This is a genomic window from Rossellomorea sp. ABR4_012 (assembly GCF_056159545.1).
In genome coordinates, this window is record NZ_JBSWVK010000007.1 from 1 (window position 1) to 24,437 (window position 24,437).

Annotated in this window: 20 protein-coding genes; 6 read left to right on the top strand and 14 right to left on the bottom strand. The window is 42.1% G+C overall.

The genetic code is table 11. The features are described from left to right. Window positions 1-364 precede the first annotated feature (364 nt). Window positions 365-1,879, top strand: a complete 1,515-nt coding sequence (locus tag ACXAFV_RS20675; protein WP_475129259.1) for an HD-GYP domain-containing protein — start codon at window positions 365-367, stop codon at window positions 1,877-1,879. Between the two features lie 48 nt (window positions 1,880-1,927). Here ACXAFV_RS20675 and ACXAFV_RS20680 read toward each other — a convergent pair whose 3' ends face one another. The 4 genes from ACXAFV_RS20680 to ACXAFV_RS20695 form a co-directional block, all read right to left on the bottom strand. Then, window positions 1,928-5,137 (bottom strand): BTAD domain-containing putative transcriptional regulator, encoded by a 3,210-nt coding sequence (locus ACXAFV_RS20680; protein WP_475129260.1) that lies wholly within the window; start codon window positions 5,135-5,137, stop codon window positions 1,928-1,930. Between the two features lie 140 nt (window positions 5,138-5,277). Continuing rightward, window positions 5,278-5,838, bottom strand: coding sequence for a signal peptidase I (lepB, locus tag ACXAFV_RS20685; RefSeq protein ID WP_475129261.1), 561 nt, complete (start codon window positions 5,836-5,838; stop codon window positions 5,278-5,280). Then, window positions 5,835-6,476 carry a TVP38/TMEM64 family protein gene (locus tag ACXAFV_RS20690; RefSeq protein ID WP_475129263.1) on the bottom strand — a complete coding sequence of 214 codons (642 nt, stop codon included), beginning with the start codon at window positions 6,474-6,476 and terminating at the stop codon, window positions 5,835-5,837. Before ACXAFV_RS20690 ends, lepB begins: the two co-directional genes overlap by 4 nt. A 268-nt stretch (window positions 6,477-6,744) precedes the next feature. After that, window positions 6,745-8,715, bottom strand: a complete 1,971-nt coding sequence (locus tag ACXAFV_RS20695; protein ID WP_475129264.1) for a S9 family peptidase — start codon at window positions 8,713-8,715, stop codon at window positions 6,745-6,747. Window positions 8,716-9,226: 511 nt separating this feature from the next. Between ACXAFV_RS20695 and ACXAFV_RS20700 the strand changes: the two genes are divergently transcribed. Further along, window positions 9,227-9,631, top strand: coding sequence for a YhjD family protein (locus ACXAFV_RS20700; RefSeq protein ID WP_475129265.1), 405 nt, complete (start codon window positions 9,227-9,229; stop codon window positions 9,629-9,631). 40 nt (window positions 9,632-9,671) lie between these two features. Here ACXAFV_RS20700 and ACXAFV_RS20705 read toward each other — a convergent pair whose 3' ends face one another. Continuing rightward, entirely contained in the window at window positions 9,672-10,205 is a 534-nt protein-coding gene (locus ACXAFV_RS20705) for a competence protein ComK (protein WP_475129267.1), read from the bottom strand. Window positions 10,206-10,402: 197 nt separating this feature from the next. Between ACXAFV_RS20705 and ACXAFV_RS20710 the strand changes: the two genes are divergently transcribed. Next, on the top strand, window positions 10,403-10,642 hold the full coding sequence (locus ACXAFV_RS20710) for an IDEAL domain-containing protein (RefSeq protein WP_475129268.1): 240 nt from the start codon (window positions 10,403-10,405) through the stop codon (window positions 10,640-10,642). Window positions 10,643-10,754: 112 nt separating this feature from the next. Continuing rightward, on the top strand, window positions 10,755-11,417 hold the full coding sequence (locus ACXAFV_RS20715; RefSeq protein ID WP_475129269.1) for a DUF421 domain-containing protein: 663 nt from the start codon (window positions 10,755-10,757) through the stop codon (window positions 11,415-11,417). A 21-nt stretch (window positions 11,418-11,438) separates the two neighbouring features. Here the strand turns inward: ACXAFV_RS20715 and ACXAFV_RS20720 are convergent, their stop codons facing one another. The 3 genes from ACXAFV_RS20720 to ACXAFV_RS20730 form a co-directional block, all read right to left on the bottom strand. After that, window positions 11,439-12,707, bottom strand: a complete 1,269-nt coding sequence (locus ACXAFV_RS20720; RefSeq protein ID WP_475129270.1) for a M48 family metallopeptidase — start codon at window positions 12,705-12,707, stop codon at window positions 11,439-11,441. A gap of 391 nt (window positions 12,708-13,098) precedes the next feature. Beyond that, window positions 13,099-13,410 (bottom strand): AzlD domain-containing protein, encoded by a 312-nt coding sequence (locus ACXAFV_RS20725; protein WP_475129272.1) that lies wholly within the window; start codon window positions 13,408-13,410, stop codon window positions 13,099-13,101. Beyond that, the gene (locus ACXAFV_RS20730; protein ID WP_475129273.1) at window positions 13,403-14,128 is read right to left on the bottom strand and encodes an AzlC family ABC transporter permease; all 726 of its coding nucleotides are present in this window, start codon (window positions 14,126-14,128) and stop codon (window positions 13,403-13,405) included. The genes ACXAFV_RS20725 and ACXAFV_RS20730 overlap by 8 nt, the downstream gene beginning before the upstream one ends. 104 nt (window positions 14,129-14,232) lie before the next feature. Between ACXAFV_RS20730 and ACXAFV_RS20735 the strand changes: the two genes are divergently transcribed. After that, entirely contained in the window at window positions 14,233-14,790 is a 558-nt protein-coding gene (locus ACXAFV_RS20735; protein ID WP_475129274.1) for a helix-turn-helix domain-containing protein, read from the top strand. Between the two features lie 44 nt (window positions 14,791-14,834). Here ACXAFV_RS20735 and ACXAFV_RS20740 read toward each other — a convergent pair whose 3' ends face one another. The 3 genes from ACXAFV_RS20740 to ACXAFV_RS20750 form a co-directional block, all read right to left on the bottom strand. Continuing rightward, on the bottom strand, window positions 14,835-16,085 hold the full coding sequence (locus ACXAFV_RS20740; protein ID WP_475129276.1) for a YeeE/YedE family protein: 1,251 nt from the start codon (window positions 16,083-16,085) through the stop codon (window positions 14,835-14,837). Between the two features lie 141 nt (window positions 16,086-16,226). Next, complete coding sequence (locus ACXAFV_RS20745; protein ID WP_475129277.1) at window positions 16,227-17,195, bottom strand: nuclease-related domain-containing protein; 969 nt, start codon at window positions 17,193-17,195, stop codon at window positions 16,227-16,229. A gap of 521 nt (window positions 17,196-17,716) precedes the next feature. Next, on the bottom strand, window positions 17,717-18,493 hold the full coding sequence (locus ACXAFV_RS20750; protein ID WP_475129278.1) for an enoyl-CoA hydratase-related protein: 777 nt from the start codon (window positions 18,491-18,493) through the stop codon (window positions 17,717-17,719). Between the two features lie 199 nt (window positions 18,494-18,692). Between ACXAFV_RS20750 and ACXAFV_RS20755 the strand changes: the two genes are divergently transcribed. Further along, window positions 18,693-19,019 (top strand): hypothetical protein, encoded by a 327-nt coding sequence (locus ACXAFV_RS20755; protein WP_475129279.1) that lies wholly within the window; start codon window positions 18,693-18,695, stop codon window positions 19,017-19,019. Window positions 19,020-19,062: 43 nt separating this feature from the next. Here the strand turns inward: ACXAFV_RS20755 and ACXAFV_RS20760 are convergent, their stop codons facing one another. The 3 genes from ACXAFV_RS20760 to ACXAFV_RS20770 form a co-directional block, all read right to left on the bottom strand. Next, window positions 19,063-20,619: a fatty acid--CoA ligase family protein gene (locus ACXAFV_RS20760; protein ID WP_475129281.1), complete on the bottom strand. Its 1,557-nt coding sequence runs from the start codon at window positions 20,617-20,619 to the stop codon at window positions 19,063-19,065. A gap of 176 nt (window positions 20,620-20,795) precedes the next feature. Continuing rightward, window positions 20,796-23,195, bottom strand: a complete 2,400-nt coding sequence (locus tag ACXAFV_RS20765) for a M14 family zinc carboxypeptidase (RefSeq protein ID WP_475129282.1) — start codon at window positions 23,193-23,195, stop codon at window positions 20,796-20,798. A gap of 252 nt (window positions 23,196-23,447) precedes the next feature. Further along, on the bottom strand, window positions 23,448-24,434 hold the full coding sequence (locus ACXAFV_RS20770; protein WP_475129283.1) for a lipoate--protein ligase: 987 nt from the start codon (window positions 24,432-24,434) through the stop codon (window positions 23,448-23,450). Window positions 24,435-24,437: the final 3 nt, after the last annotated feature.

Below are 24,437 nucleotides of genomic sequence, written 5' to 3' on the forward strand. Positions count from 1 at the left end.
CAAGACGAACCGGCCATGAAGGCGTTCTTTGCCTTCTTGGCCGGTTTGGCTTATGACATGTGCCTCTAAGCCCCGGAGCTGGACAAGTAGAAAAGCGGAGGCGGCTTGCTCAGAGGCGACAAGCATAAGACAGGGCAGCCATAAAGGCGCTTTTTGCCTTTTTGGATGGCATGGCTTATGTCTCGAGCCTCTAGCCGCCGGAGCTGGACAACCGAAAAGCGGAGGCGGCTTGCCCATGCTTCCGTAGAAAAGGATATAAATGTATAAGTATATTATTTTTCCGTTATATCGTTTCTATCATTTTCCACAAGTATTTTTTCCTATATAATTAACCTACATATTTGTAAAATTGGAGGATTTATCCTTGGATGTATTTACACAATTTCAACGAAAAATGATTTTCAGTTACTTGCTTGGCAGTTTAATAGCCGTTTTCGGCGTAGGGTCTGTATTCATCTTTCAAACCATACCAATGAGAGACTTTGAAATAACCGCCATGGCAGTGGTAATTTTGCTATCAATCTTCATCATGTTCTCATGTGAACTTTATGTTTACCGGAAGCATATCGGTCCTATCAAAAAAGTTTACAGGAAGGAAGGGTATGACTCGGAAGAATTAATAAAAGCGTATAGGCAAGCAGAAATGTTTCCTTTATTAACGGTCAAAAGAATCATGATCCCTCATTTTTTAGGATTAGCGATTCCCGCATCTTTGCTGACACTCATCTTTATCCGTTTCAATTGGCTTTCTATTCCAAATACGTACATCATTTATGCGTGGTGTGGAGCCTTTTTAGTCGCTGCACTTCATAGTCTGATAGAGTTTTACTTGACCTTTAGAGCTTGTCACCCTCTACAGAAAGATATCATTCAGAAAAGTATTTCGCTGACAGGAAAGGATCCATCAAGAAATTCGCATGTTTTTATAAGCTTAAAAAAGAAACTGCTGGCAGGTTCACTCTTTCTTGCTTTATTTCCTATATTACTTTTCACACTTGCTTCGCAAATCAAGTTATCCATTTCTCAATCTGATATACTGACAGATTATTGGAAATGGGCTGGTTTCTTGATTTTAATCATTACTCTGCTTGCATTTTACGGTGCGCTCCTCCTGTTCAAGAGTATTGATGAACCAGTTAAGGATCTTATGAATCGTTTTGAAGAAGTCGAAAGAGGTAAAATTACACCATTGTTAAATACATACACCGATGAGTTTTCTTATTTATTCTCCGGCTTTAACCACATGGTGGAGGCAATTGATCTTCGCGATCAAAAAAACCAGCAGCTTTTAGATCAATTCTTTGCTGTCATCGCAGGAACCCTAGATGCCAGGGATCCATACACAGCCGGCCATTCTAAACGTGTAGCCGGGTATTCTGTATTGATCGCTGAAGAATGCAGCTGGTCTTTACATGAAATTGACCTCTTAAGAAAATCTGCACTCTTACATGACATTGGCAAAATAGGGATTCGGGATCATATTCTTTTAAAAGAAGGAAAACTCACTGATGAGGAGTTCGAGCATATTAAGAGACATCCAGTGATCGGGTCAGAGATTGTGGAGAGTGTTCGATTGACTTCAGAACTTCTTCCCATCCTTCCAGGAATAAAGCATCATCATGAACGATTCGACGGCAAAGGATACCCTGATCAATTAAAAGGGGAAGAAATACCTGTATTTGGCCGGTTGATGGCTGTAGCCGATGCCTTTGATGCCATGACCTCGGACCGGCCTTATCGAAAGGGCATGCCACATAGTAAAGCATTTGATATCCTTGAAGAAGGGAAAGGCGCACAATGGGATCCCGTATTTGTAGATGCGTTTTTCAGAGCCATGAGACACACCGAAACAGATAGGCGAAAAGAAAAAGCCATTTAGTTTTCTTCACAATAAAAAAACAGGTCCGACACATTGGACCTGTTTTTCCTAATTCACTCCGATCACCATCTCATACATTCTTTGGGTAGCATCCATAGGAGCTACACCCAGTTCACTGTCCAGTAATTTTTTGCACCTCTGAAACCATTTCACTGCCTGGGGGCGGTTATTTTTTTGATAGTAACAATACATAAGAATGCGATACGCTTCCTCCCAGAGAGGATCATGTTCGATGATGACCAGACAGCAGTCGATGGCATCCTCATAGGTTTCTTTTCGCACCGCCAGCTGAGCCCTTTTCTCCATTCCTCTCAAGAAGAGGTGCTTCAGTCTTTCTCTTTCTTTTTCTGTCCACCAAGTTCCTTTTCGATCAGGAAGGAAGTTCCCTTTATAGTAAAGCATACCCCTTTCCAGGTACTGGATTGATTTATCTGCATCCGGCTCCTTTAAGCCCTGCGATATCCAGTTTGTAAATTGGTCACTGTCATACTCGATGCCGGCCTGACCATTCAGCTTGTAACTATCCTGAATCCTGCTGATAAAGAAAGCCTTCCCTCTCGGAGGACGGTTAGGTTCCAGAACATTATTTAATGTGTTCAGCGCCACCTTAAAATCCCGGTCTGTACCGCTCCCCTCCGGCCACAGTTCTTCAATGATTTCTTCTTTTCGCTTAATGTGATTCCTTTGGATGAGGAAGTATTGAAATAACTCCTTGGCTTTCTCTCTTTGCCATTGTTTTTCGGTTACTCTCTCGTCTCCCAGCCATATTTCAAAACTTCCCAATGTATGGATTTTCAGGGTATAACCCGGGTGGGAAGAAAGTGATTCATAGCCCATTTCCCTTAAAAGTTCAAGGCAATAAGAAGAATGGATTCCTTCCTGATGAGCTTTCACTAATAAAGGGATGATGCTCTGCAGGTCTTTCGGTCCGAACGTTGTCTGTTTAAAGAATACAAACTCATAATTCCCTATCTGTACTTCATTCAGACAAGCTGTCATATATTCATGAAATTCATCATGCTTCTCCCTTTTATAAGCTATTGCGCTTTTCCAGAGATTTGTCAGCATTTTTCCATAGCCGTCCCCGCAGGCATCAAATTGTCTGCCTGCCCTTGTGATCTGTTTATATGCTTCGTCTTCCTCCCCGCGATAATAATCATTTATCCCAGCACTCAGAAGGATTAAAGAAGAAAGCCACGCATCTTCAACCTTCTCTGTTTCATGCAGTGCTTCCTCTGCAAATTCTTTTGCCTTTTGATAATCGCCCATTCTGCTGTACATAATCGATAACCCCATGAATGGCTCTGCTTTTCCCCTTGAAACATTGATTTGACTCATTAATTCCAGCGAGGTTTCATAACAATTTTTTGCGAGATCGCCATCATAGTCATTGATTAATTGGACGGCATGCCCCATCCGTATCCATCCGCACGCTTCCACAAAGGGTGATTTCGTTTTAATGCCTTGGCTGATCCCCTGTTGCGCAAGTACTTTTGCTGCACTGCCATTTCCCATGAAGGACTCAATCAAAGAGAGTAGTAACTCCTTCTCCCTGTGAGACTGAGGAAGCTGTTCATGATTTTCTTTATCGAGGAGAAGAACCTTCGCTTCTTGAAGCTTCCCTGTTCGTAGGAGCATCCTTGCTCCAAGATTCCCTTCTTCCATCATGACCCCATTTTCTTTCCCTTTTTCATACCAAATTTTCGCCTGAACCGCTTTGCCCGAATTGACCAGATTTTCAGAAATCAAATAGTAAAGCTGATTTTTTTCCTTCGTGAAACGATCATGGTCATCTTCTAACGACTCAATCGCTTTCAATAAATAACGCTGTGCTTTACCCGGCTGGATCGTATCAAGATAAATCCTTCCTATTCCTTCATACGCTCTGCTGAGGATTAACGCATCCTGTTTTTCAATCGCCTGTTGAATTCCTTTTGCGTACGCTTTTTCCGCTTTTTCATAAAATGATCGATAGCGGAAGAATTCCCCTTGATAAACCCACAGGGAATAATAGCGATCCTTAATATCCTGAGGAAGCTGGCGAAGATAATCACCAAGTGTCTCCAAGTGTCCCCTTTTAATCATTCCCTCTGCTTCCCTCGACAATATGGAACCTACAGCATCCATATTTCCCATTTTAAAATAATGCAGCACTGCTTTCTCCCACTGCCCTTTTCTCTCAAAATAAAAAGCACACTTCAGCTGCAGCTCGTTGTACAGCTGTGCATCTTCCTCAGACAATTTCCGTTCCAGGAACGTTTGGAACAAAGCATGAAGACGATAATAAGAGGCTCCTTTCATCTCCTGCAAAAGGGCATTTTTCTCTGAAAGCTGTTTTAGCATTTGATGAGATCCAGGCACATCAAAAATGGCTTCACATGTTTCACCATTGATTTCATGAAGAATGGAGATTTGCTTCAAGAATTGCTGAACAATGGGAGATTGCTTTGAAAAGACCTCATGGGCCAAATATTGAAAAAGTTCTGTTAATGATGAATACTGCCTATCCATCATTAAAATATCCGGATTCTCCTGAAGCTGTGAGTGAATCATGCTTACTGCGATCACCCACCCTTCAGTCAATTTACATATGGCTTGGATTTCTGTATCAGGAATCTCCTTGTCATAAAAGTCAGTTAGGAGCATTTCCACCTCTTCGTCAGTCAGGCACAAATCAGATTCTGTTACTTCAAGCAGCTGCCGGGAAATTTTCAGCTGGATGAAAGAAGTCCATGAAGGTTTGGTACGGGTGGAGAGGAAGAAGTGTATATGGTTTGGCAGGTGTTCCAGCACCTTTTCCATCCATTGATTAATAAGAAAAGAATGATCAATCAGATGGTAGTCATCAAGTATGATGGTCAAAGAGTGTGGAATTTTCATGCATTCATTAATAAAAACAGCACTTAATTTGTATAGATCCTCTTCTTTGATATACTGACCGATGGAAGCCAGTGCTTCCTTCAATTCGCATCCAAATTGAGGAACCTGCTTCTTTATGCTGTATAAAATGTTCGTGACAAAAGGAACTAAACCGTCGTCATTGGCAGTTATGGAATACCAGCAATATTCAAGGCTTTCACCTTGTAAAAATTGACTGATCGCTGTACTTTTCCCATAACCAGCACCTGAATGAACAATGAGTAGTTTATAATTTGTAATCGTTCTCATTTTTTTCATTAACGCAGGTCGTCGTATATATGTCTCTTTGACAACAGGCGGAACAAATTTCGTTTCAATAATAGGAATTTCTGCTGCCACACTATCACCCTCAAAATGAACGAATTTTCTTACTATTTTACCATATTTATAGTAGTCTATGGCGTCCGGGCAGTACTTAATAAAAAAAGACAAAAAAAAAGAATTTCGTTCCCTATTCTGAACAAAATTCTTCCTCTGCATCAGTTTTTGAATTGCATATCCCATTCACTTAAAGGCCAGTATCTGAGATCCACTTTACCGACAACTTGATTCTGGTCAATAAACCCGAAATATCTGCTGTCCATGCTCCCCCGGCGGTTGTCGCCGAGAACAAATACTTTTCCTTCGGGTACAGTCTGTTCCCCGGTGATTTCTTCAATCGTAAAGTCACCCGTCAGCTTATTGCCGATGTATTCCTGCTTGAATTTATCCAAGTATGGCTCCGGATAATATTCTCCATTGACGTAAAGTTTATCGTCTTTATACTCTACTTTATCACCAGGAAGTCCAATGATCCTTTTCACGTAGTCCTCGTTTTCGTTTGCATGGAAGACCACTACGTCAAACCGGTTCAAGTCACCTAATTGGTATCCGATTTTATTTACGACAAGCTTATTTCCATCTTCCAATGTAGGCATCATCGATTCGCCCTCTACTACATAATTTGAAAAAAGAAAAGTTCGAATGACAATAAAAATAATCAACCCAATACCCAGAGCTTTAATCCATTCAAGACCTTCTCTTTTTACCTCTTCTCTCAATTCGATTCCTCCTGCTTTTTCCGTTCAATCCTTTGATCGATTTCCAGCTTTTTATTTAAACGTATTTCGATTTGTTTTCCAATCAACCACAAAACAAAGATAATTACACCTACTATAACTGTACGTATAGGCTTTTGCACTAATGATATAATATCATATCCAATGAAACTTATGGTAAAAATCATCACCATTTTTCCAGTTAGAACAGCAAGCATGTATTGAGCTATACTGATGCTCGATAAGCCTGCAACGACGTTCACAAGCGCTGACGGCGTAAATGGAAAGCATAAAAGCAAAAACAATGGGCCAAACCCGTGCTTGTCTACCCACCTGGTCAGCCTATTCACTTGACGATTATTCCGTAAAAAACGGAACACCCTTGTATCTCCATATCTTTTTACCAGTAAAAATACCAGTAATGCCCCCGCGGCTGCCCCTATCCAGGAAAAAAGAAACCCAAACCATAACCCAAAAGCATTGGCATTCGCCATCACAAACACAACTAATGGCAGGAAGGGAAGGAAGGCCTCCAGCATAGGCAGCAGTATTCCTGCAAAAGGGCCCAGGGCTTTATATTGCTGAATCATTTCCATTATATTTTCGAGGGTAAACCACTCTTTTATTGCATTAATATCCATAGTATATGTTTCCCCTTATACGACGATGAACAATTCTCATTCGCATTCACATTAGCTTGCTCACTTTATCATATCATACCACTTTCAGAATTCCATACTCTTGTATTTAAACCTTTTCCTAAAGAAAGGAAATTTAAACAGGCAGCCGGATGATATTGATAAAAAAACGAAATAACCGTAACCAGGGCGGCGATCTCATACGTCCACTCCGGCTAAATCCTTGCATAGAAAATAAAACCGCCATATCGAATTCGAAATGGCGGGTGCGTTATAGGTATTCTTCAAACCAATCGATGATCTCCTGCAGTCTTGCTTCCCGCAATGAGGGGATTCCGCTGCGGGATAGATTATGATTCGATTCCGGGAACCGTACAAATCCAGCCTGCTTTCCGTCCCGTTTTAATGCGATATACAATTGTTCAGCCTGTTCGATCGGACAACGGAAATCCTTTTCGCTGTGAAGGATCAAGAGAGGCGTGTTGATGTTCTTCACATACGCCAAAGGAGAATGCTTCCATAGCGTCTCTATATCATGCAGCTCACATTTCATCTGCCATTCAGAGAAGTAATATCCGATATCACTAACGCCATAGAAACTGATCCAGTTACTGATTGATCTTTGGGTGACAGCCGCTTTAAATCGATCACACTGGGCGATGATCCAGTTGGTCATGAACCCGCCATAACTCCCCCCGGTCACCCCAAGCCGGGATTCATCAATCCAGTCATACTCCTCCAGGACATAATCAACTGCTGCCATGATATCCTTGTAGTCTCCGCCCCCATAATCACCGCGTACTGCATCGACAAACTCCTGTCCATACCCATGGCTTCCCCGCGGGTTTACATATAAGACGCCATACCCTTTACCCGCCAGCAGCTGCAGTTCATGAAAGAAAGTATTGCCATACATTGTATGAGGTCCTCCATGAATTTCTACAATCAGAGGATATTTCTTCCCTTTCTCGAAGTTTACGGGCTTCATGATCCACCCTTGAACGGGCATTTCATCTCCTCCACCCAACATGATCATCTCAGGAGAAGAAAGCTGCCGGCTGCTCAACCACTCGCTGTTCACATCCGTCATTTTCTTTATATTTCCTGTCGGGACATGGAGGGTATATAGTTCCCCTGGTGTTTCGGGCTTACTCATGGCGATCACCGCCTGTTGTCCTTCCGAGTGAAAGTCAAATCCATAAATATGCTGCTCTTCTTCAAAGAGAGCCGGATAAACCGCTCCATCTATGTGTGCATAATAAAGGATTGTATTTCCACGATCGGAAGCGATGAAATAAAGGCTTTCGTTATCCTTCGCCCATACGACCCCCGTCTGTGATGCCCCTTGTATACTATCACTGTTGAGATAGTCCCCCACCGGGATATCCATCGCATCAGTAAGCGGCAATGAGAAGTTTGATTCCATATTGTATAAATAAACTTTGTTCTGAGTGGCATTTTCAAATTCCCGGTTATGCCCTATATAGGCAAGGTGCTTTCCGTCATGCGAAAAGCTTGCTCCCCCATAATACCCTTGCTCTTCTGTCACTCTCCTGGATTCCATTTTTTCGATATCCAGTAAGTACAGGCAGGATATAAAAGAAAAATCCTTATTCTCTTCTAAATCTGCAGAATAGGCTATGTAGTTTCCGTTCCAGGAATGAAGCGTGTAATCATGTTCATCATCCGTAAGTCTCTTCATCTCTTTGAGCTCAAGATCGATCATCACTAATTGAGCATAACGATCATCATGAAGCCCACTGTCATCCGACTTATATTTCATCGAGGAAACAATAAACGGTTTGATTTTCTCTTCTTCCTTCTCGTCCTTCCCTTGAAGTGCTTCACCTTTTTTCATATGGATCACACACACTATTTTCTTTCCGCAAGGTGACCAGACAGGATTTGATATCCCTCTCTGGGTTTCTGTCAGCTGTTCTGCTTCCCCGCCATTCCGGTTCATCACATAAAGCTGTGTGCTTCCGGTTCGATTCGATAAAAATGCAATCTGACTGCCGTCCGGCGACCACCTTGGTGAAGAGACTTTTTCCTCCCCGAATGTCCATTGGATCCTATCGCCTGTTTTTAAATCAAGACAGAATAAATGAGAAATGTAATCATCCTTCTTCTCATCCATAACCGTCTGTACAAAAACCGCTTCATCACCATCCGGTGAGATTCGCGGATCAGAAAGAGCTTTAATTTGGTAAAGATCTTTTATTTTGATTCCACTGGCTTCCATAATTGTATAACTCCCTTTCATTTGTCCTATGTATGATTTCGACAGGGGAAAATGAATTCCTTTATTGGATAACTCTTTTAAACACCGCTGTTGATTTCCGTGCAAGACTTCGCTTTCCGCGGGCGGCCGGAGAGCCTCCTCGTCGCTGCGCTCCTGCGGGAAGAAAAGCGGAGGGGACTTGCTCAGCCCCGACAAGCATAAGATGAATAGGCCTGAAAAGGCGCTTTTTGCCTTTTATGCCTATTTAGCTTATGACCTCGAGGGGCTAGCCGGCAGAGCTGGACAGGTCTCACCTGTCTCGCTTTTCCCGCAGGAGTCTCTTGCACTCCAATCAACAGCTAGATTCATCAATAAGCTTTACAGAACATAATGGATAAGAGAGAACCCTCTCCTTCATACTAACAACAAATCCCCAATTCTCCATTTTTCGCTATTGAAAGTTGAGGCATTTCACCTTAAAATAAAAATACGAACATAAGTTCGATAACTGAAAAAAAAGGGGTCTTTTCATATGACACGAATCCCAGAGAATGACCGTAACATTTTGGAACAGGCGATTTATCTGCCAATGGTACTGACAATATTAAATCGAGACTTACAAATTGTAGACAAAAGCCCATTTAAACTCAAGCGTCCTTATTTAGAGCTGATAGAGGAAACCATGAAAGTCATCCAGGGAGAGCTTGCATACGTGAAAAAGTATATGAGGACGAATAAAATGAAGGTGGAAAGGCTTCAATCGGACGATGCCTTCACGATGTATATGTTTTTGTATAAGGGATACGAGGAACATCACAATTATTTTAACCCCCGGCTCAGAAACAGGGTGGAAGAATTAATGCGCCATTATCTATTCCGCCGGTTTCTTGAAACCAAATCCGCAGCGGAAAAACCGGACCATCCCCGCCAGGCCTGATGTGTTTCATCAGAATAAAAAAAGCGTGATTGGAGGCTCCTCACGCGTTTGTTTTATCTTTAAGGTAGAATGATTTCATGGTGTACTTGCTTTCCATCTCTGAAACCCGCTGGGAATAGGCGATTCGAAGGCTGGATGTACGAAGCATCTGATTTTCAAATGAACTGTATGAAATGGGAACCAGATGGGATTCCCGATTCTGAAAGGTTACTGAGGTTTGACCGTTCTCGGCGGCAGCATAACTGGTTACATGGGAGTGGGAGATCCACATACACTCACTTTTCACAGGAGAAGCAGTCGGAAATAAAAACATCGACATATGGGGGTTTAACATGATTGGGGCCTTATATGAAATGCCAATCAGCTCTTTCGTCCCATCCTTTCTTCCTTGATACGAAGAACCGAAAAATTCACAGCTTTTCTTCAGGATGTCCATCGGTTTAAACGGAGAAAGAATGACATCCTCCATTTCAATGATTTCTGTAAATGTCTTGGCACCATATTCAATGGGCTTTAACATCAATGTATGAGGATTTACTTCATATTCTTCCAAAATTCGCGATTTTCCCTTCATTTTTTCTCCTCCTTTTACATATTTCTCCAAAATAATACCATAAATACCACCAGGTGTCTCCATTATTATTAAAAAATTCTGAAATTATTTACACAACACTAATTCTCCCCTAAAAAATTATCAGAATATTTAATTTTTTGGTTGAATTTTTATCCCTCCTTCCATATACTAATAAAAAGAATTCAGAGGTGATCGTATTGGAAAATAAAAAGTCCTATACCGAAATGATGAAAGCTTCTGCGATGACCCGGAAACGAAATGCTGAAAGAAGCGTGATGGAGATTTACATCGATATGCTTCTATACGAAAGCATTCTGACAACTCAAAAGACCAAACTGTTAAAAGACATTGATGCAGCCCTGGACGATAAAAATGAATCGTTATTTTTGAAACTTACGGAAGAATTAAAGGAAATCAATATCCGTTATGGATTATAACCAAAGGCTGGCCTCATAGAAACAGGCCAGTCTTCCTTTTTGTCCCCAAAAGAATGACTTCTCTCCAATTGGTAAAAGCTAATCGCAAATTGATTTATTTGGAGCGAACAATATGATAATCATCAAGGTACTTGTCCTTTATTTAATTACGATTGCGGCGATGCGCCTTATGGGGAAATCAACGATTGTTCAAATGACACCTTATGATCTTGTGGCCATCATCATAGTAGGAACAATCGCTTCAGAACCACTCATCAGTACAGAGTTCTGGCCTACAATCACAGCGCTGGTCGTATTGGTGGGACTTCATGTATTGTTCTCCTACCTTACTTTAAGTCAATGGGGAAACAAATTCTTCCTGGGGGAGCCGACTCTATTAATTAAAAATGGCGAAATTCTGGAAGATAATCTGGAAAAATCAAAGATTTCCCTTATCCAGCTGACATCCATCCTGAGAGCGAACGGCTATCCTAAAATCTCTGATGTGGATTATGCCATGCTAGAACCGATCGGGGAAGTAAGCGTCATCCCTAAAGTGGAAAATACTCCGGTGACGGTTCAGCATTTAGATTTAAAGATCGATGATGAAGGGCTGCCGATTTCTGTCATTGTCGATGGAAAGATTCAAAAACGAAACTTGCATCTCCTCGGCAAAAATCGGGACTGGCTGCTTGCTCAATTATCGAGTGAAGGAATCCATCCAAAAGAAGTCATCTTTGCCTATATGACTGAAAAAAAGAAAAACCTTATCATCAGTAAAAGAGAAAAAGCCTAGTCAGATGACCAGGCTTTTTCTCTATTCCTTTTTCTCTTTTTCATATTGCTCAAGCATGCTTAAGCGCTCCATCATCGTTGGATGCCCGTACCTGAAAATCTTCACCAATAGAGGCGGATTCACTTGAGAAAGACCAACCTTAGACAGCTTTTGAAAGGAAGTGATGGCTGCCTGCTTATCTTCGGTCATTTCAATCGCATACCGGTCAGCACGTGTTTCCTGATAACGGGAAATCCAATTAGAAAATGGACTGACCGTAAACATCAGCATGGAAGTAATCAGGAGGAATAAAGGCAATGAACTGAGACTTGATACATTCGACACCTTGACCTCATCCTTATAGTTTGCAATGATCCCCCTCATCAGCTTGGATGCCAGAAACAATCCGAAGAACGAAAGCACTAAATAAATCGCAATTCCGATATAGATATGTTTTTCTACATAATGGGCCATCTCATGGGCCATGACAAAGAGGATTTCTTTATCTGTCAATTTTTCAAGAGTGGTATCCCATAGAACGATACGGGAATTTGAGCCCACTCCATTTACATACGCATTAAGGGAATTGGTTTTTTCCGACATATTGACCTCGAACACATGATCAGCCGGAATTTGGGCTTTTTCAGCAAGAGTCAGGATCTTTTGTTCAAGTGCTTTATCCTTCAAAGGATAGAAATCATTATACAGGGGATCGATCACCACAGGCTGGATAAACATCATGAAAATCGTAAACGGCACAGATAAAGCCCAGGCTGCCAGCCACCATCTATTCTTAAACCGCTTCATAAGACCATACAGGACAGAAACAATGATGAACATGATCAAGTAGTTCACCCAGAAATCCGTCAATTCATCCTTCATCCACATAGAAAAAGTCTGCGTGGAAATATTATACGTGGTTGAAATTTTATAAGAGATGAACTGCAATGGGAAAATGGCAATGAATGAAGCAAGGGATAACCAGAAGAGGTAAACAGCCGTTTGGATGAAGCGGTTTTTCGCCGTACCCCTGGCCCACTTTTCAAACCCTCTCGAAATCCCTAAAATAAGGATCAGAAAATAAAATAACCACTCATAAGGCGTCGAAAGGAAAAACAACAGATTCTTGATTTTCGAGAATTCCTCACTCAGCATGATCTCTCTTGAATTCATGAATGTAGCGGGATCTGCACTGCTCCCCTCAAAGCCGTCGGGTAATGACGAATCAGCCAGAAAAAACAAATACACATATAAAAATAATCCCAGCAGTAAATAACCCAATACTGCCCGGAAAGCCCACTTTCTTACCAAATTACTTCCTCCCTTCCTTCTCTCTTACTATATGTAATACCTTGTCCTTTTAATTAGAACTAGAAATGCGGAGGCGGCTCGTTTAGAGGCGGGTGGCATAAGACGAAACGGACTGGAAAGGCGTTCTTTGCCTTCTTGGACCATTTAGCTTATGACCTCGAGCCTCTAGCCGCCGGAGCTGGACATTAGAAAAGCGAAAGGGCTTCGTTCAGAGGCGGGTGGCATAAGACGAACCGGACTGGAAGGCGTTCTTTGCCTTCTTGGCCGGTTTGGCTTATGTCATGTGCCTCTAAGCCCTGCAGCTGGACACTAGAAAAGCGGAGGCGGCTTGATCAGGCCAGACCTCTTCAGAGCCAAATAAAAAAGCCACGGGGACACGTGACTTCATCCTTTACATTAAGAATACCGAATAGAGAGATAAAATGGAAATGGCACCGATGACGACCACAATCACATTCGCTCCCAGAAAGGCAATGAGGAATGCTGCAGCTGTCCCCACCACCCCAAATAAAAGATTTCCCTCCTGAATCAATAATATACTTGGGAAAATCAGTGCCCCTAATACAGCGAATGGGACATTTTTCAGGACACCTTGCAAAAACGGAGGAAGTTCTTTTCCTTTAAAAACGAGAAAAGGAAGCATCCTCGGGATATAAGTGACGACCGCCATCCCGATAATCATCCATATAATCATACTATTCATCCGCTGATTCCCCTTTCCGTTTAATCATGACAACTGCTTCTACAAGGATGGCAGACACAAGCGTAGCGAGTACAATGGACCAGCCGTTCGATAAGTTTGTAGTAAATAGAAGGACGCTGTTTAAAGCACCTGCCGTCACCGCAAGGAAGGTTACCTTGATGCTTTTTTTCATGGACGGGACAAGAAGCCCGACGAACATGGCGTAAAGAGCAATCGTCATGCTTGCCTGCAGGAATTGGGGAAGAATCTCTCCAATAAAATACCCGATTCCGGAGTTAATCACCCAGCTGCCATACGAAATCAGGATGACTCCAAAGGCAAATCCGGTCTTCACTTTCCCCTCTTTCACACTGATGACGGTAAATGTCTCATCAGTTATCCCAAAAGCATAGGTCAATTTTTTATAAAGTACATCCTCTTCAAGCTTTTCACTCAGTGAAGCAGACATCAAAAAGTGCCGGATATTCACGATAAACGTTGTGAGAATGATTTCCAGAATCCCCGTACCAACTGCAATCAAGCTAAGAGATATGTATTGAGCCGCCCCTGCAAATACAAGCATACTCATTAATACGGTTTCCGTGACAGTCAGTCCAGTGGTTCTTGCCAATAATCCAAAGGTAAGGGCAACTGGCATATATCCAATGGCAATACTTAACCCGCCCTGGAGTCCATGACGAAAATCACTGACTTTTTTTGTTGAAAGCAGTGCCTCCATCTCTTCACATCCTTTATAATAGAAGGTAATAAACTATTTTAATAATTTGATAATTTATTATATTATACATACAGACGTTATAGTATACAAGAGAGGTTTTTAAAATGGAAAATTTCCCGATACAAATTGGCGAGAACATCAGAAAGATCCGCAGGGAACGCGGACTTAGCCTTGAACAAATGGCTGAATCCACCGGGGTTAGCAAAGCAATGATTGGTCAAATAGAACGCGGTGATTCCAATCCAACCGTAGCCATTCTATGGAAGATCGCAAATGGACTGAAGGTCTCGTTTTCCTCGCTTATCGAAAAGCCGCAGCACCAGATATCGATTACTCACTATAAGGATGTGCAGCCTGTACTCGAAGATGAAGGGAAGTATATTGTCTACCCGATATTCCCTTTCGACCCTTTTAAAAAATGGGAAAGCTACCGGGTGGAGATGAAGCCGGGGTGTTCTTATATGAATGAAGGCCATCCTCCGGGGGTGGAGGAATATATCAGTGTGATAGCCGGTAAGATATCCTTAAAGATTGCTGATGAAACCTATGAATTGAACGAAGGAAGTTCAATTCGATTTGCAGCAGATTCAGGTCATCAATATATAAACTTTGAAGAAGAGCAGGCTGTATGCCAAATGATGATTTACTATGGAAATGAATGAAAAAACTCCTGCCCGGTTATCCAGGCAGGAGTTTTTATCTGAAGTTAACAGAACGTATCCTTCGGTTTTGGTACGGAAAGGCCGAATATCGGTCTGAGATATAAGGCGATAAATGTTCCTGCTAATGCAAGAATGCCCCAAATGTAGCCATGCAGGCTGAATGAAGCTATCCCTCCAAAGTAAGCACCGATGTTACAGCCGAATGCCAAACGGGCACCATATCCCATCAGCAGACCGCCTATGACTGAAGCAGCTGCATTTTTACCAGTGATCTTATTAAATCGGAATAGTCCTCCTGCTGCTGACGCAAGGAACGCTCCAAGAATGACACCAAAGTTCAGAACAGTTGTAGAGTCAGCAAAAATGGATGCCTGAAGAGCTTCAGCATTCGCTCCAGACCAATATCCCCAGCTCGCTACATCCACTCCGAACATCGCTGCCGCTTTAGAACCCCAAAGCGCAAAAGCTGAAGTGATTCCCCAAGGATTTCCTCTCGTCATAAGTGTCAGTGCATTCAATACCGCAAGAACAATGGCTGCTGCAATAAGCGGCCAAGATCCGCGAAGGATTCTTTTCCATCCTTGCGTCGTTGGAAGTGCCGCCATTCTCGGCGGATTTTTCTTCTTCTCTATCCTTAGAGTGATCCAGGCAATGAAACCAAACAGCAGGATGGAGACTGCCCATGCACCGAAATAACCCAGTGGTGTCGAAGTCGCAAGTGAAATAGGTTCAAATGAAGGCAGTTCCTCTGTCCAGAACGGAAGATGCGCTGCCCCTACAGTTGCTCCAACAATGAAAAATAGAAGGGTAATGAACATCACGGAACGCCCTCCGCCGATGGCATAGAGAGTACCTGACGCACACCCCCCGCCAAGCTGCATACCAATCCCGAACATGAATGCACCGACAATCAGACTCACACCGACCGGTGATACATATCCGGCAGCTTCACCGCCAAAGAATGTGTAACCTGTAGCGAGAATCGGCGCAAACAGCGTAACGGCCACAGCAAGCATCAGCATATGAGATCTGAGCGCCTGTCCGTTCCCCACTGACATCACTCTTCGGAATGCCGAAGTGAAGCCGAATCTTGCATGAAATAATGTATATCCTAAAAGCAAACCAAGAACAAGCAATACCGTTTGAGCAATTTCCTGGGTAAATAACAAATAGATACCGAGAACAGCCGCCACCACTGATCCTCCGGCCACTAAAGAAGTTTGCGCCGGATTCAGTTCCGTACTGCCTTTTTTGGGACCTTTTGTTTCATCTATAGGTTGAACATAGCTCCCCATGCAAAACCCTCCTTAATCTGATTGATTTAGTTGGAATTTATTTTAATATAGTAATAGATTTGGAGGGAGATGTCAAAAAAGTGGATTGGGCTTGGGTTTGGGTGGTAGATTTAGATATTGGTATCGGGTTGTGAATTTAGGTTAGTGGAATTGTTTGTGGTAGACGGTTCCTTTGGTGGTGCCTGTGGTTTTTAGGTTGAGGGAGTTTAATATTTTTTCTGCAGTTTTTCGGGATTCTATACCAAGAAATTCCCTCAGTTCTTTGTTTGTAATAAAAGGTTTTATCAATAAGAAATAATCATTAATTTTTTGTTCATGTGCTCTTTTTGAGGAAAACTTGCAGCTACTACAGTACCAGGTTCCGTAGACACGCTCCATTTTTTTAGAACAAATCTCACAGTATACACCTCTTTGTATCTCATCCTCTTTGATTCCATACGTATTCAATATGCTTGTAAAACTGGTGTCATGCTTATTAAGAAGTACTTTCTTAATCTTTTTGAGCTCCTTCTTACTGGCTTTCTCCTCAGTATATATACTGTTAAATTTACTAATTTCCCTAATTAAATTTTGGGCGTGAATGATTTTATCGTAAGGGGGCTGGAGGGTCTGGCGATCGGCCATTTTAAGAATTGTATTGGGATTACTTATCACCACGAGGTATTCAATCGGAGGGATAATCAGATTATGATCATAAAAAAACCTTTGCAGGAAGAGCTTCTGGCGTTGTGCTTGCATTATAGGGTCTAGAAAACCTGTTTCTATTCCATTGAAATTCTTAGTCAGTTGATTAAATTCGGAATCAATTGTGAGGGTACCTGATATGTTTTTTATTTCAAGGATTAACGTATAGTAAGGCGTAAATAGTAACGAGTCGATTTGAAAGTGGTGAGGGGTTAATGGAAGTTTTAAATCATTGAATATCATGTATTTCTTATCAGTTAAGAAACTTAATTGGTAATCCACCGTTTTTTCTCCATTAAAACCTGCCTTTCTTTTCTTGAGATCTTGATCAATGAGTGGAATCTTTGGATGGTTGTCATCCAATCCCCTTAATAGTGCTTCGTTTTGGTCAATCTTTACTGGCTTTACTCTGTCTTTTGCAAACAATTGATCACTCCTTCATCATTTATCTATAAATACTTCTCTTTAAATATGGAAAATCCTGCTTTCCAATTGGAATATAAATATATTAATATCATTTGCGCCACTTTCCTGATAATTGCGCAGGTTTATTGATAATTGCGCCGCTTTACCATTTATTGAGCCACTTTAAAAATAATTGCGCCACATTCTTGATAATTGCGCAACTAGTCGAATTTTCTTTATCTCACCCCACACAAAAAAACAAAACCCTAATTTGTCAAAACCCTTTTCAAAAAAAACTCGTACCACTAAAATCCTCAATCAAAAGACAACTCCCCCATCCACTGCAATCCAGCCAAAACAGACAAATCTTCCATTGACTTTCCACTGAACATGAACGGATGAACCTTCTGGCTCTTACCAAGCCCCTAGCCCTAACCCATCTCGACCGTACCATTCATACCACCCCCTAAATCAGTAAACGCGAACCCATCGCTTATATAAAAAAACCCGCCTAAAAAACAGGCGAGCTCTCCTAAATCAATCTATTTCCCCTTAAACTCCGGCTTCCTCTTCTCACTGAACGCAAGTAGCGCTTCCACGCGATCCTCAGTTGGGATTGTGATTTCGTACGCTTTTCTTTCAATTTGCAGGCCGGTTTGTAGATCGACGTTCATACCGTTTTTCACTGCATATTTTGCCTGTTGAAGAGCGACGGGACCATTAGAAAGCATTGGTTCGACAAATGCACCCACTTCTTCGAGGAAGTGATCCTTGCTTACCACCTTTGTTACCAACCCAATCTGATGAGCTTCCTCTGAAGTCAACCGCTTTGCGGTAAGGATGAGTTCAAGCGCCTTCGATTCCCCGATCAATCTTGGCAGACGCTGTGTCCCTCCCGCTCCAGGGATGATGGCAAGGCTGGTTTCAGTAAGTCCCATTGATGTGCCGGCTGCTGCCAGTCTGAAATCACAAGCTAGGGCAAGCTCCATCCCCCCGCCGAATGCGTAGCCGTTCATCGCTGCAACCGTCGGCTGCGGAAGCGTCGCAACGGATTGAAAGACTTCCCCAATTTTATATACGTTTCGAAGCACCTGTGCTTCGGTTAACGTTTTACGCTCCTTCAAATCAGCACCCACGCTGAATGCTTTCTCGCCGCTTCCTGTAAAAATCACAACACGTACATCAGGATTGAGGCGCAGTGAGTCAACTACCTGCTGTAATTCATTTAACGTATCATAATTAAAGGCATTCATCGCCTCTGGACGGTTAATCGTTACAATGGCTGTATGCCCCTTTTGTTCTAATAAGATAGATTCCAAGATTGTTCTCCCCTTTGTTTGTATAGTTTCTCAATATGTATCATTCGACAAAAAAAGAGAAAACCCTTTCATGAATGTTCGATGTGCGAGCAAAATATGCAATCATACCAGTGGCAAAGCTTTTAAAATAGGCACAACAGATATAAGCCTATTCCATAAACTGACAATGGTACTTATCTAATAAGGAGCTGCATTTAGTATGTACTATGGTTTTTACCATAACCATCCTGGCTGTCATCCCCAGCACAATCTGCAATATTCCCATAGAGGGACAGATTGGAATATTCATACTTTTAGAGAGGCTAAAAGTCTTCCAGATCAGTGGGTTGAGTACATCCAGCCTCTAGTAGACCGTGCTCTTACAGAAGTAGAAGAAGGAATTAACCTGACTCATCTATTTCAGGAATTTATTTTATCAGGAGTCTTAGTAGGGCAGGGCTTTACCACGGAAGAAGCCATTGAACAGGTAGAAAGATGGGAGAAAGGTGAATCAAAGCTTCTCCAGCAAAGTAAATCAATGAAATAACAGGAATAAAAAAGCTGCTCAGTTTACACTGAACAGCTTTTTATCAAGACTGCAATACCTGCTCCTTCAATGCTCTTCTCAATATCTTTCCTGTTGTATTTTTAGGCAGTTCTTCAAGGAATTCAATTTGAGAAGGAAGCTTATACTTAGCCAAATGTTCTTTACAATACTCCATCACTGCATCCTCCGAAAGTGATGGGTCATTTTTGACCACATAGCAGCTTACTGCTTCCCCCATTTCAGGGTCAGGAATACCGATGACTGCAGCTTCCACAATTTGAGGGTGATTATAGAGAACCTCTTCCACTTCACGCGGATAGACGTTGTAGCCGCCGACGATGATCAATTCTTTTTTGCGGTCTACAATATAAAAGTAGCCTTCTTCATCCATCCGGGCCAGATCCCCGGTATATAGCCAGCCATCACGAATGGCAGCAGCTGTTTCTTCTTCCATTTTATAATAGCCTTTCATGACGTTTGGACCTCTGACGATCAGTTCGCCCACCTGCCCGACAGGAACTTCATCCCCGAGCTCATCGACTACTTTATTCTCGATGTTCATGATGGAGGTACCGATCGAACCCGGTTTTCTAGGGCGATCGAGTGGATTGAAGCATGTGACAGGTGATGCTTCAGATAATCCGTACCCTTCCGAAATCATGACATTGAATTTCTTTTCGAAATTTTTAAGCAGGGCCACCGGTAAAGAAGCTCCGCCTGAAATGCATAGGCGCAGCGAAGATAAATCTTCCGGATTGCCTTCAGGATACTGATAAAGAAAGTTGTACATCGTCGGAACACCCGCAAACACAGTCGGCTGATATTCTTTCGAAAGGGCAAAAATATCACTTGGACTGAAGCGCGGGACGATCAATAATGTCGCTCCGGTCATCAATGGTGCATTCAAAACGACAGTCAGACAGAAGACGTGGAACATAGGAAGCGCGGTGATGACCCGGTCTTCTTCATTCATCTTCAAGTAGCTGCCGACATCCATTGCATTTGAGTAAATGTTCTTATGTGTCAGCATGGCTCCTTTTGGCTTTCCTGTTGTACCTGACGTGTACAGGATGATGGCGACTTCTTCTTCATCGATTTCAGGTCCTTTAAAGCCCATATCCCCATTGGACAGTACACCTGAAAACGATTTCAATTTTGGGTTTACTTGAGAAAGTTTTTCTAGATCAATCCCTTTTGCACGTTCATCACCAGATTCACAGAGAATAAAGTTCTGCACATCAGGCAGTAGGTGCTGCATCTTCTCAATTAACGGGAGAAGCAGATCTAACGTAACAATGGCTTTGACATCCCCGTTTTTAAGGATATAGCCGATTTCGTCAGGTGTATAAATCGGATTAACAGGAATGACCTTTAATCCAAGGCGCAGTGCACCATACAGCCCTATGACGAAATGTGGTGAATTCCCAAGCACAAGTGCGATATGATCCCCTTTTTTCAACCCCAGCTGCTCCAACCCGCTTGCAAATTTAGACACACCAGCATTTAACTCACCGTATGTACTCGAGTGATCAAGGAAATGATAAGCTGTCTTATCTGAATTTTGTAGAGCAATTTGTTCTAATCGTGATGAAATATTCATTGAAATCCCTCCCCTTTGTAAAATGAATGAATGGTCATTCATCTAATTATTAAAAGTATTCAAAATATATTTTATATAAAGAATACTATTAATACAAGTCCCCCGCATCATAAAAAGTTTAATAGAATAAAGGAAAAGACTGCCCTCTTTCAGGACAGTCTATCTTGTGATGATGATTAGTTTGTTCCGGCAAAAATCGCGTTTGACACCAGTCGGAACAGGTAATCTGTATGATCGCGGAAGGTTGGTTCCAATCCAATGAACATGACATTTCCGTCTTTCACCATGACCGGTTTCCCCTGCGCTTGTCCTCTATCTTTCCAGTGACCTGCCATAAAGAAATCTTCACTATCTTTATAGCTTGATAATACTTCCTTGTTTTCAGTATTTGAGTACCAGGCAGGCTGGTAGACAAACCCGAGATCCGCAGCATTATACCCAGCTGTATAGGTTGAATCTCCGTGTGTCAGCTGAACGATGCCGTTGCTGTTTGATCCGCCAGTTTTTACTTCCACGTCACTCAGGCCAAGTTTGGTTGATGCTTGGGAAGCGCCAGCCCCGATAGCCAGATACTTGCCTCCTTCAGCTATAAAGCTTTCCACGTTAGCTTTAAACGCTTCATATTGAGCAGGACTCTGTAGTCCAAACTCCTGATTGGCCGCACTGTTGTCATAAGAAATCAAACTTGATTTTCCATTATAAATAAAAACATCACTATCTCCCAAACCTTCTTCAGCTACCTGCACAGGAGTTTTTTCAACAACCTGGAACCCAAGTCTCTCCAATGCCAATTTTGTACCGGAATGGGATTGAGCCTTATTGATTCCGCCATCTTTGAGGACTGTCACTTTCTTGGCGGAAATTTCTTCTGCCCCCTCAGGAATGGCCTCAGTGGAGATTGTTACAGCTGAATCCTTTACAAGTCTTTGAATCTCTGGCTTGGCTGAACTGTCGGCATACAATGTACCATCGCTGCCCCTGGATAAAGTGTGGCCATCATTTAATAGCTGATTTGCCAGTGATACAGATTCCACTGAAGAATTTGGAATGGCGAATGGTCCGTCTCCAATCACTTCTCCTTTCGAATCAAGTACCCGCACTTCATTGGACTTCACATTCAGTTGATCTTCACTGCTTACCTCAATTGCTTGGAATCCCCATAATTCCGGCAAATTCCAGGCGGAAATGTCATACATGCTCGGTGTATCTTCCGTGATATCTTCACCATCCCAAAGCATCGTATTGGCAAGTCCGGCTTTTGCCTGATCCATCGGTACGATGTAAGTGCCTTTGGGATAAGTCACACCATCATATGTAAACTCTTTTTTCGCTTCCTCCACGTTGTCTTGAAGGTGCTCTACAGCTTTTTGAGTGGCCGTTTGATCATGTTCGTCAAGGGGTAAAATATATGCAGACGGGAAATGCCCTTCCTTATGGAATGGGTGATCGAATTGGACACCGCGTTTAAACACTTCAATTTGATCTTTTACCATTTCCGTTTTGTTTTCACTTGCAAAGTTCAACGCTCCTATAACAGCATCATATGTCCACTTGACGCCATCCCAATCATTTGTCGGTGCTTCAAGCGTATAGCCGTATGCTCCATGATACATTGCATACATCGGGGTGAAGATCGGTGGATAATCGTCCCACCCTGCCGAATCATCACGCTGTGGGATGTATGTACCTTCCATATTCTGATAATCTACTTTTGATGTCTCAGTATTTGTATTTTCATAGTCAGCCTTATTTCCTACAATGCTTGCTTCCATTGCTTCTGCCTGACTCATGGCCCATTTTGAATACAGATCATATTCATAGTTGGGATTATGGGGAGGAGTGCACGGCTCAATCAAACCGGGTTTTGAAGGTCCGCCGAACCCCTTCACATATCCATGAAGATCAAGGAACACCATCGGATTCCATTCCGTGATTAAATCGACCATATGTTCCGTTTCAGGCTGGGACTGGGTGATGAAGTCACGATTGAGATCGATTCCATTCCCGTTGAAGCGGGTTGCACCGATACGCCCATCAGGATTAGCTGTCACGTTGAAAATGAGAATATGGTCTTCTAAAATTGATTTGGTCTCCTCGTCATTGTCGGTTGCGAATCGTTCAATTAATTGAAGAACTGCGTCAGTGCCTACAAATTCGGTACCATGGATAGAACCATTTATCATGACAGGTACTTTTAGATCGGGATGCTTATCGATGAAATCCTGGGCTTTTTCCGGTGATTGGATCATCTTTTTGCGAAGACCTTTATAAAATCCAAATTTTCCTTTTGCTGAAGGATCGGACACTGTCACGACATACATATCCTGCCCAAGAGCAGACTTGGTTTCACTCTTTTCAACAGAAATCCGGTTGCTTTCTTTCGCAAGAGCATCCAGTTTCCCTTCTATTTGTGAGTACTTCACAAAATCGTAGTGCTCACTATTAAATAAGCTCTTCTCTTTTTCCTCTAATTGAGTGTTTTGAATGACCGTTTGGGGAGATTCGGCCATTACGTTAAATGGGGTGGAAGCCAGCAGTGTAAAACTAGCAATACCTGCAATAATCTTGTTTTTCATGTATGTACCTCCAAATTATGTAATACTATAATAATAGAATAATAATTCATAACGGTACATAAATATTTAGTTCTATATTTACAATGGTAGAATCCTACCATACACTATGTCCACTGCTGATTCTATAATAGAAACCGAAGACTTCAGATAGCGAAAAGGAAGATACATCGCACATAAAATAGCGGAATCTTTTTACTGGCTGCAATTTAAAAAAGCGCTCCCCGAATAGGAAGCACTTTTCATCTTTCTGTATTAATACACCAAATCAACAAATTCCTCTTTTGTTATATTGCCAAAATAGTGTTGAATATCTACACCTTCCAATGCTTGTGCAATTTCTTTGCGTTCATATCGTGTGCCAATCAACTTATTTTCAACGTCTTCTACGTTGCCGACGCCAAAAAAGTCTCCGTAAATCTTACAGTTTTCAATGGAACCTTTGTTCACTTCCAGACGGACATCAATCTGTCCAACAGGGAAACGGTGTGAATGCTGAAGATTGAATTTCGGGGATTTTCCATAATTCCAATCCCAGTTTTGATAGCGTTCTTTGGAAAGTTCATGTATGTTTTTCCAGTCTTCTTCTGTCAGGACATATTCTTCTACATTGCTCCCATCAAAAATGTAGTCAAGAAGGGTGGAACGGAACTCTTCAATGGTCATTTTTTCAGGAAGGAACTCAGAGATGTTCGCGACACGGCTTCGGATGGATTTGATCCCCTTCGATTCAATTTTATCCTTCTTCACTTTCAATGCGGACACAACGTTTTCCATTTCCGAATCAAACAATAGCGTGCCGTGGCTGAACATTCGTCCTTTTGTAGAGAACTGGGCATTACCTGAGATTTTTCTTCCTTCTGCCAGCAAATCATTCCGTCCACTCAGTTCAGCGTTGACACCAAGCTTATTTAAAGCTTTTACAACGGGTTCAGTGAACTTCTTGAAATTGTGAAAGCTTTCTCCATCATCCTTTGTGATGAAACTGAAATTCAAGTTACCGAGATCGTGGTATACGGCACCTCCGCCTGAAAGGCGCCTCACTACGTGAAGCTCTTCTTTTTCAACATATTCTGTATTGATTTCTTCGATTGTATTTTGGTTTTTACCGATGATGATTGAAGGTTCATTGATATAGAACAATAAGTAACTTTCGTTGATGTCGAGGTTCTTTAATGCATACTCTTCAATTGCCAAGTTAATTCTTGGATCTGTGATCCCTTTATTATCAATAAATAACATCGT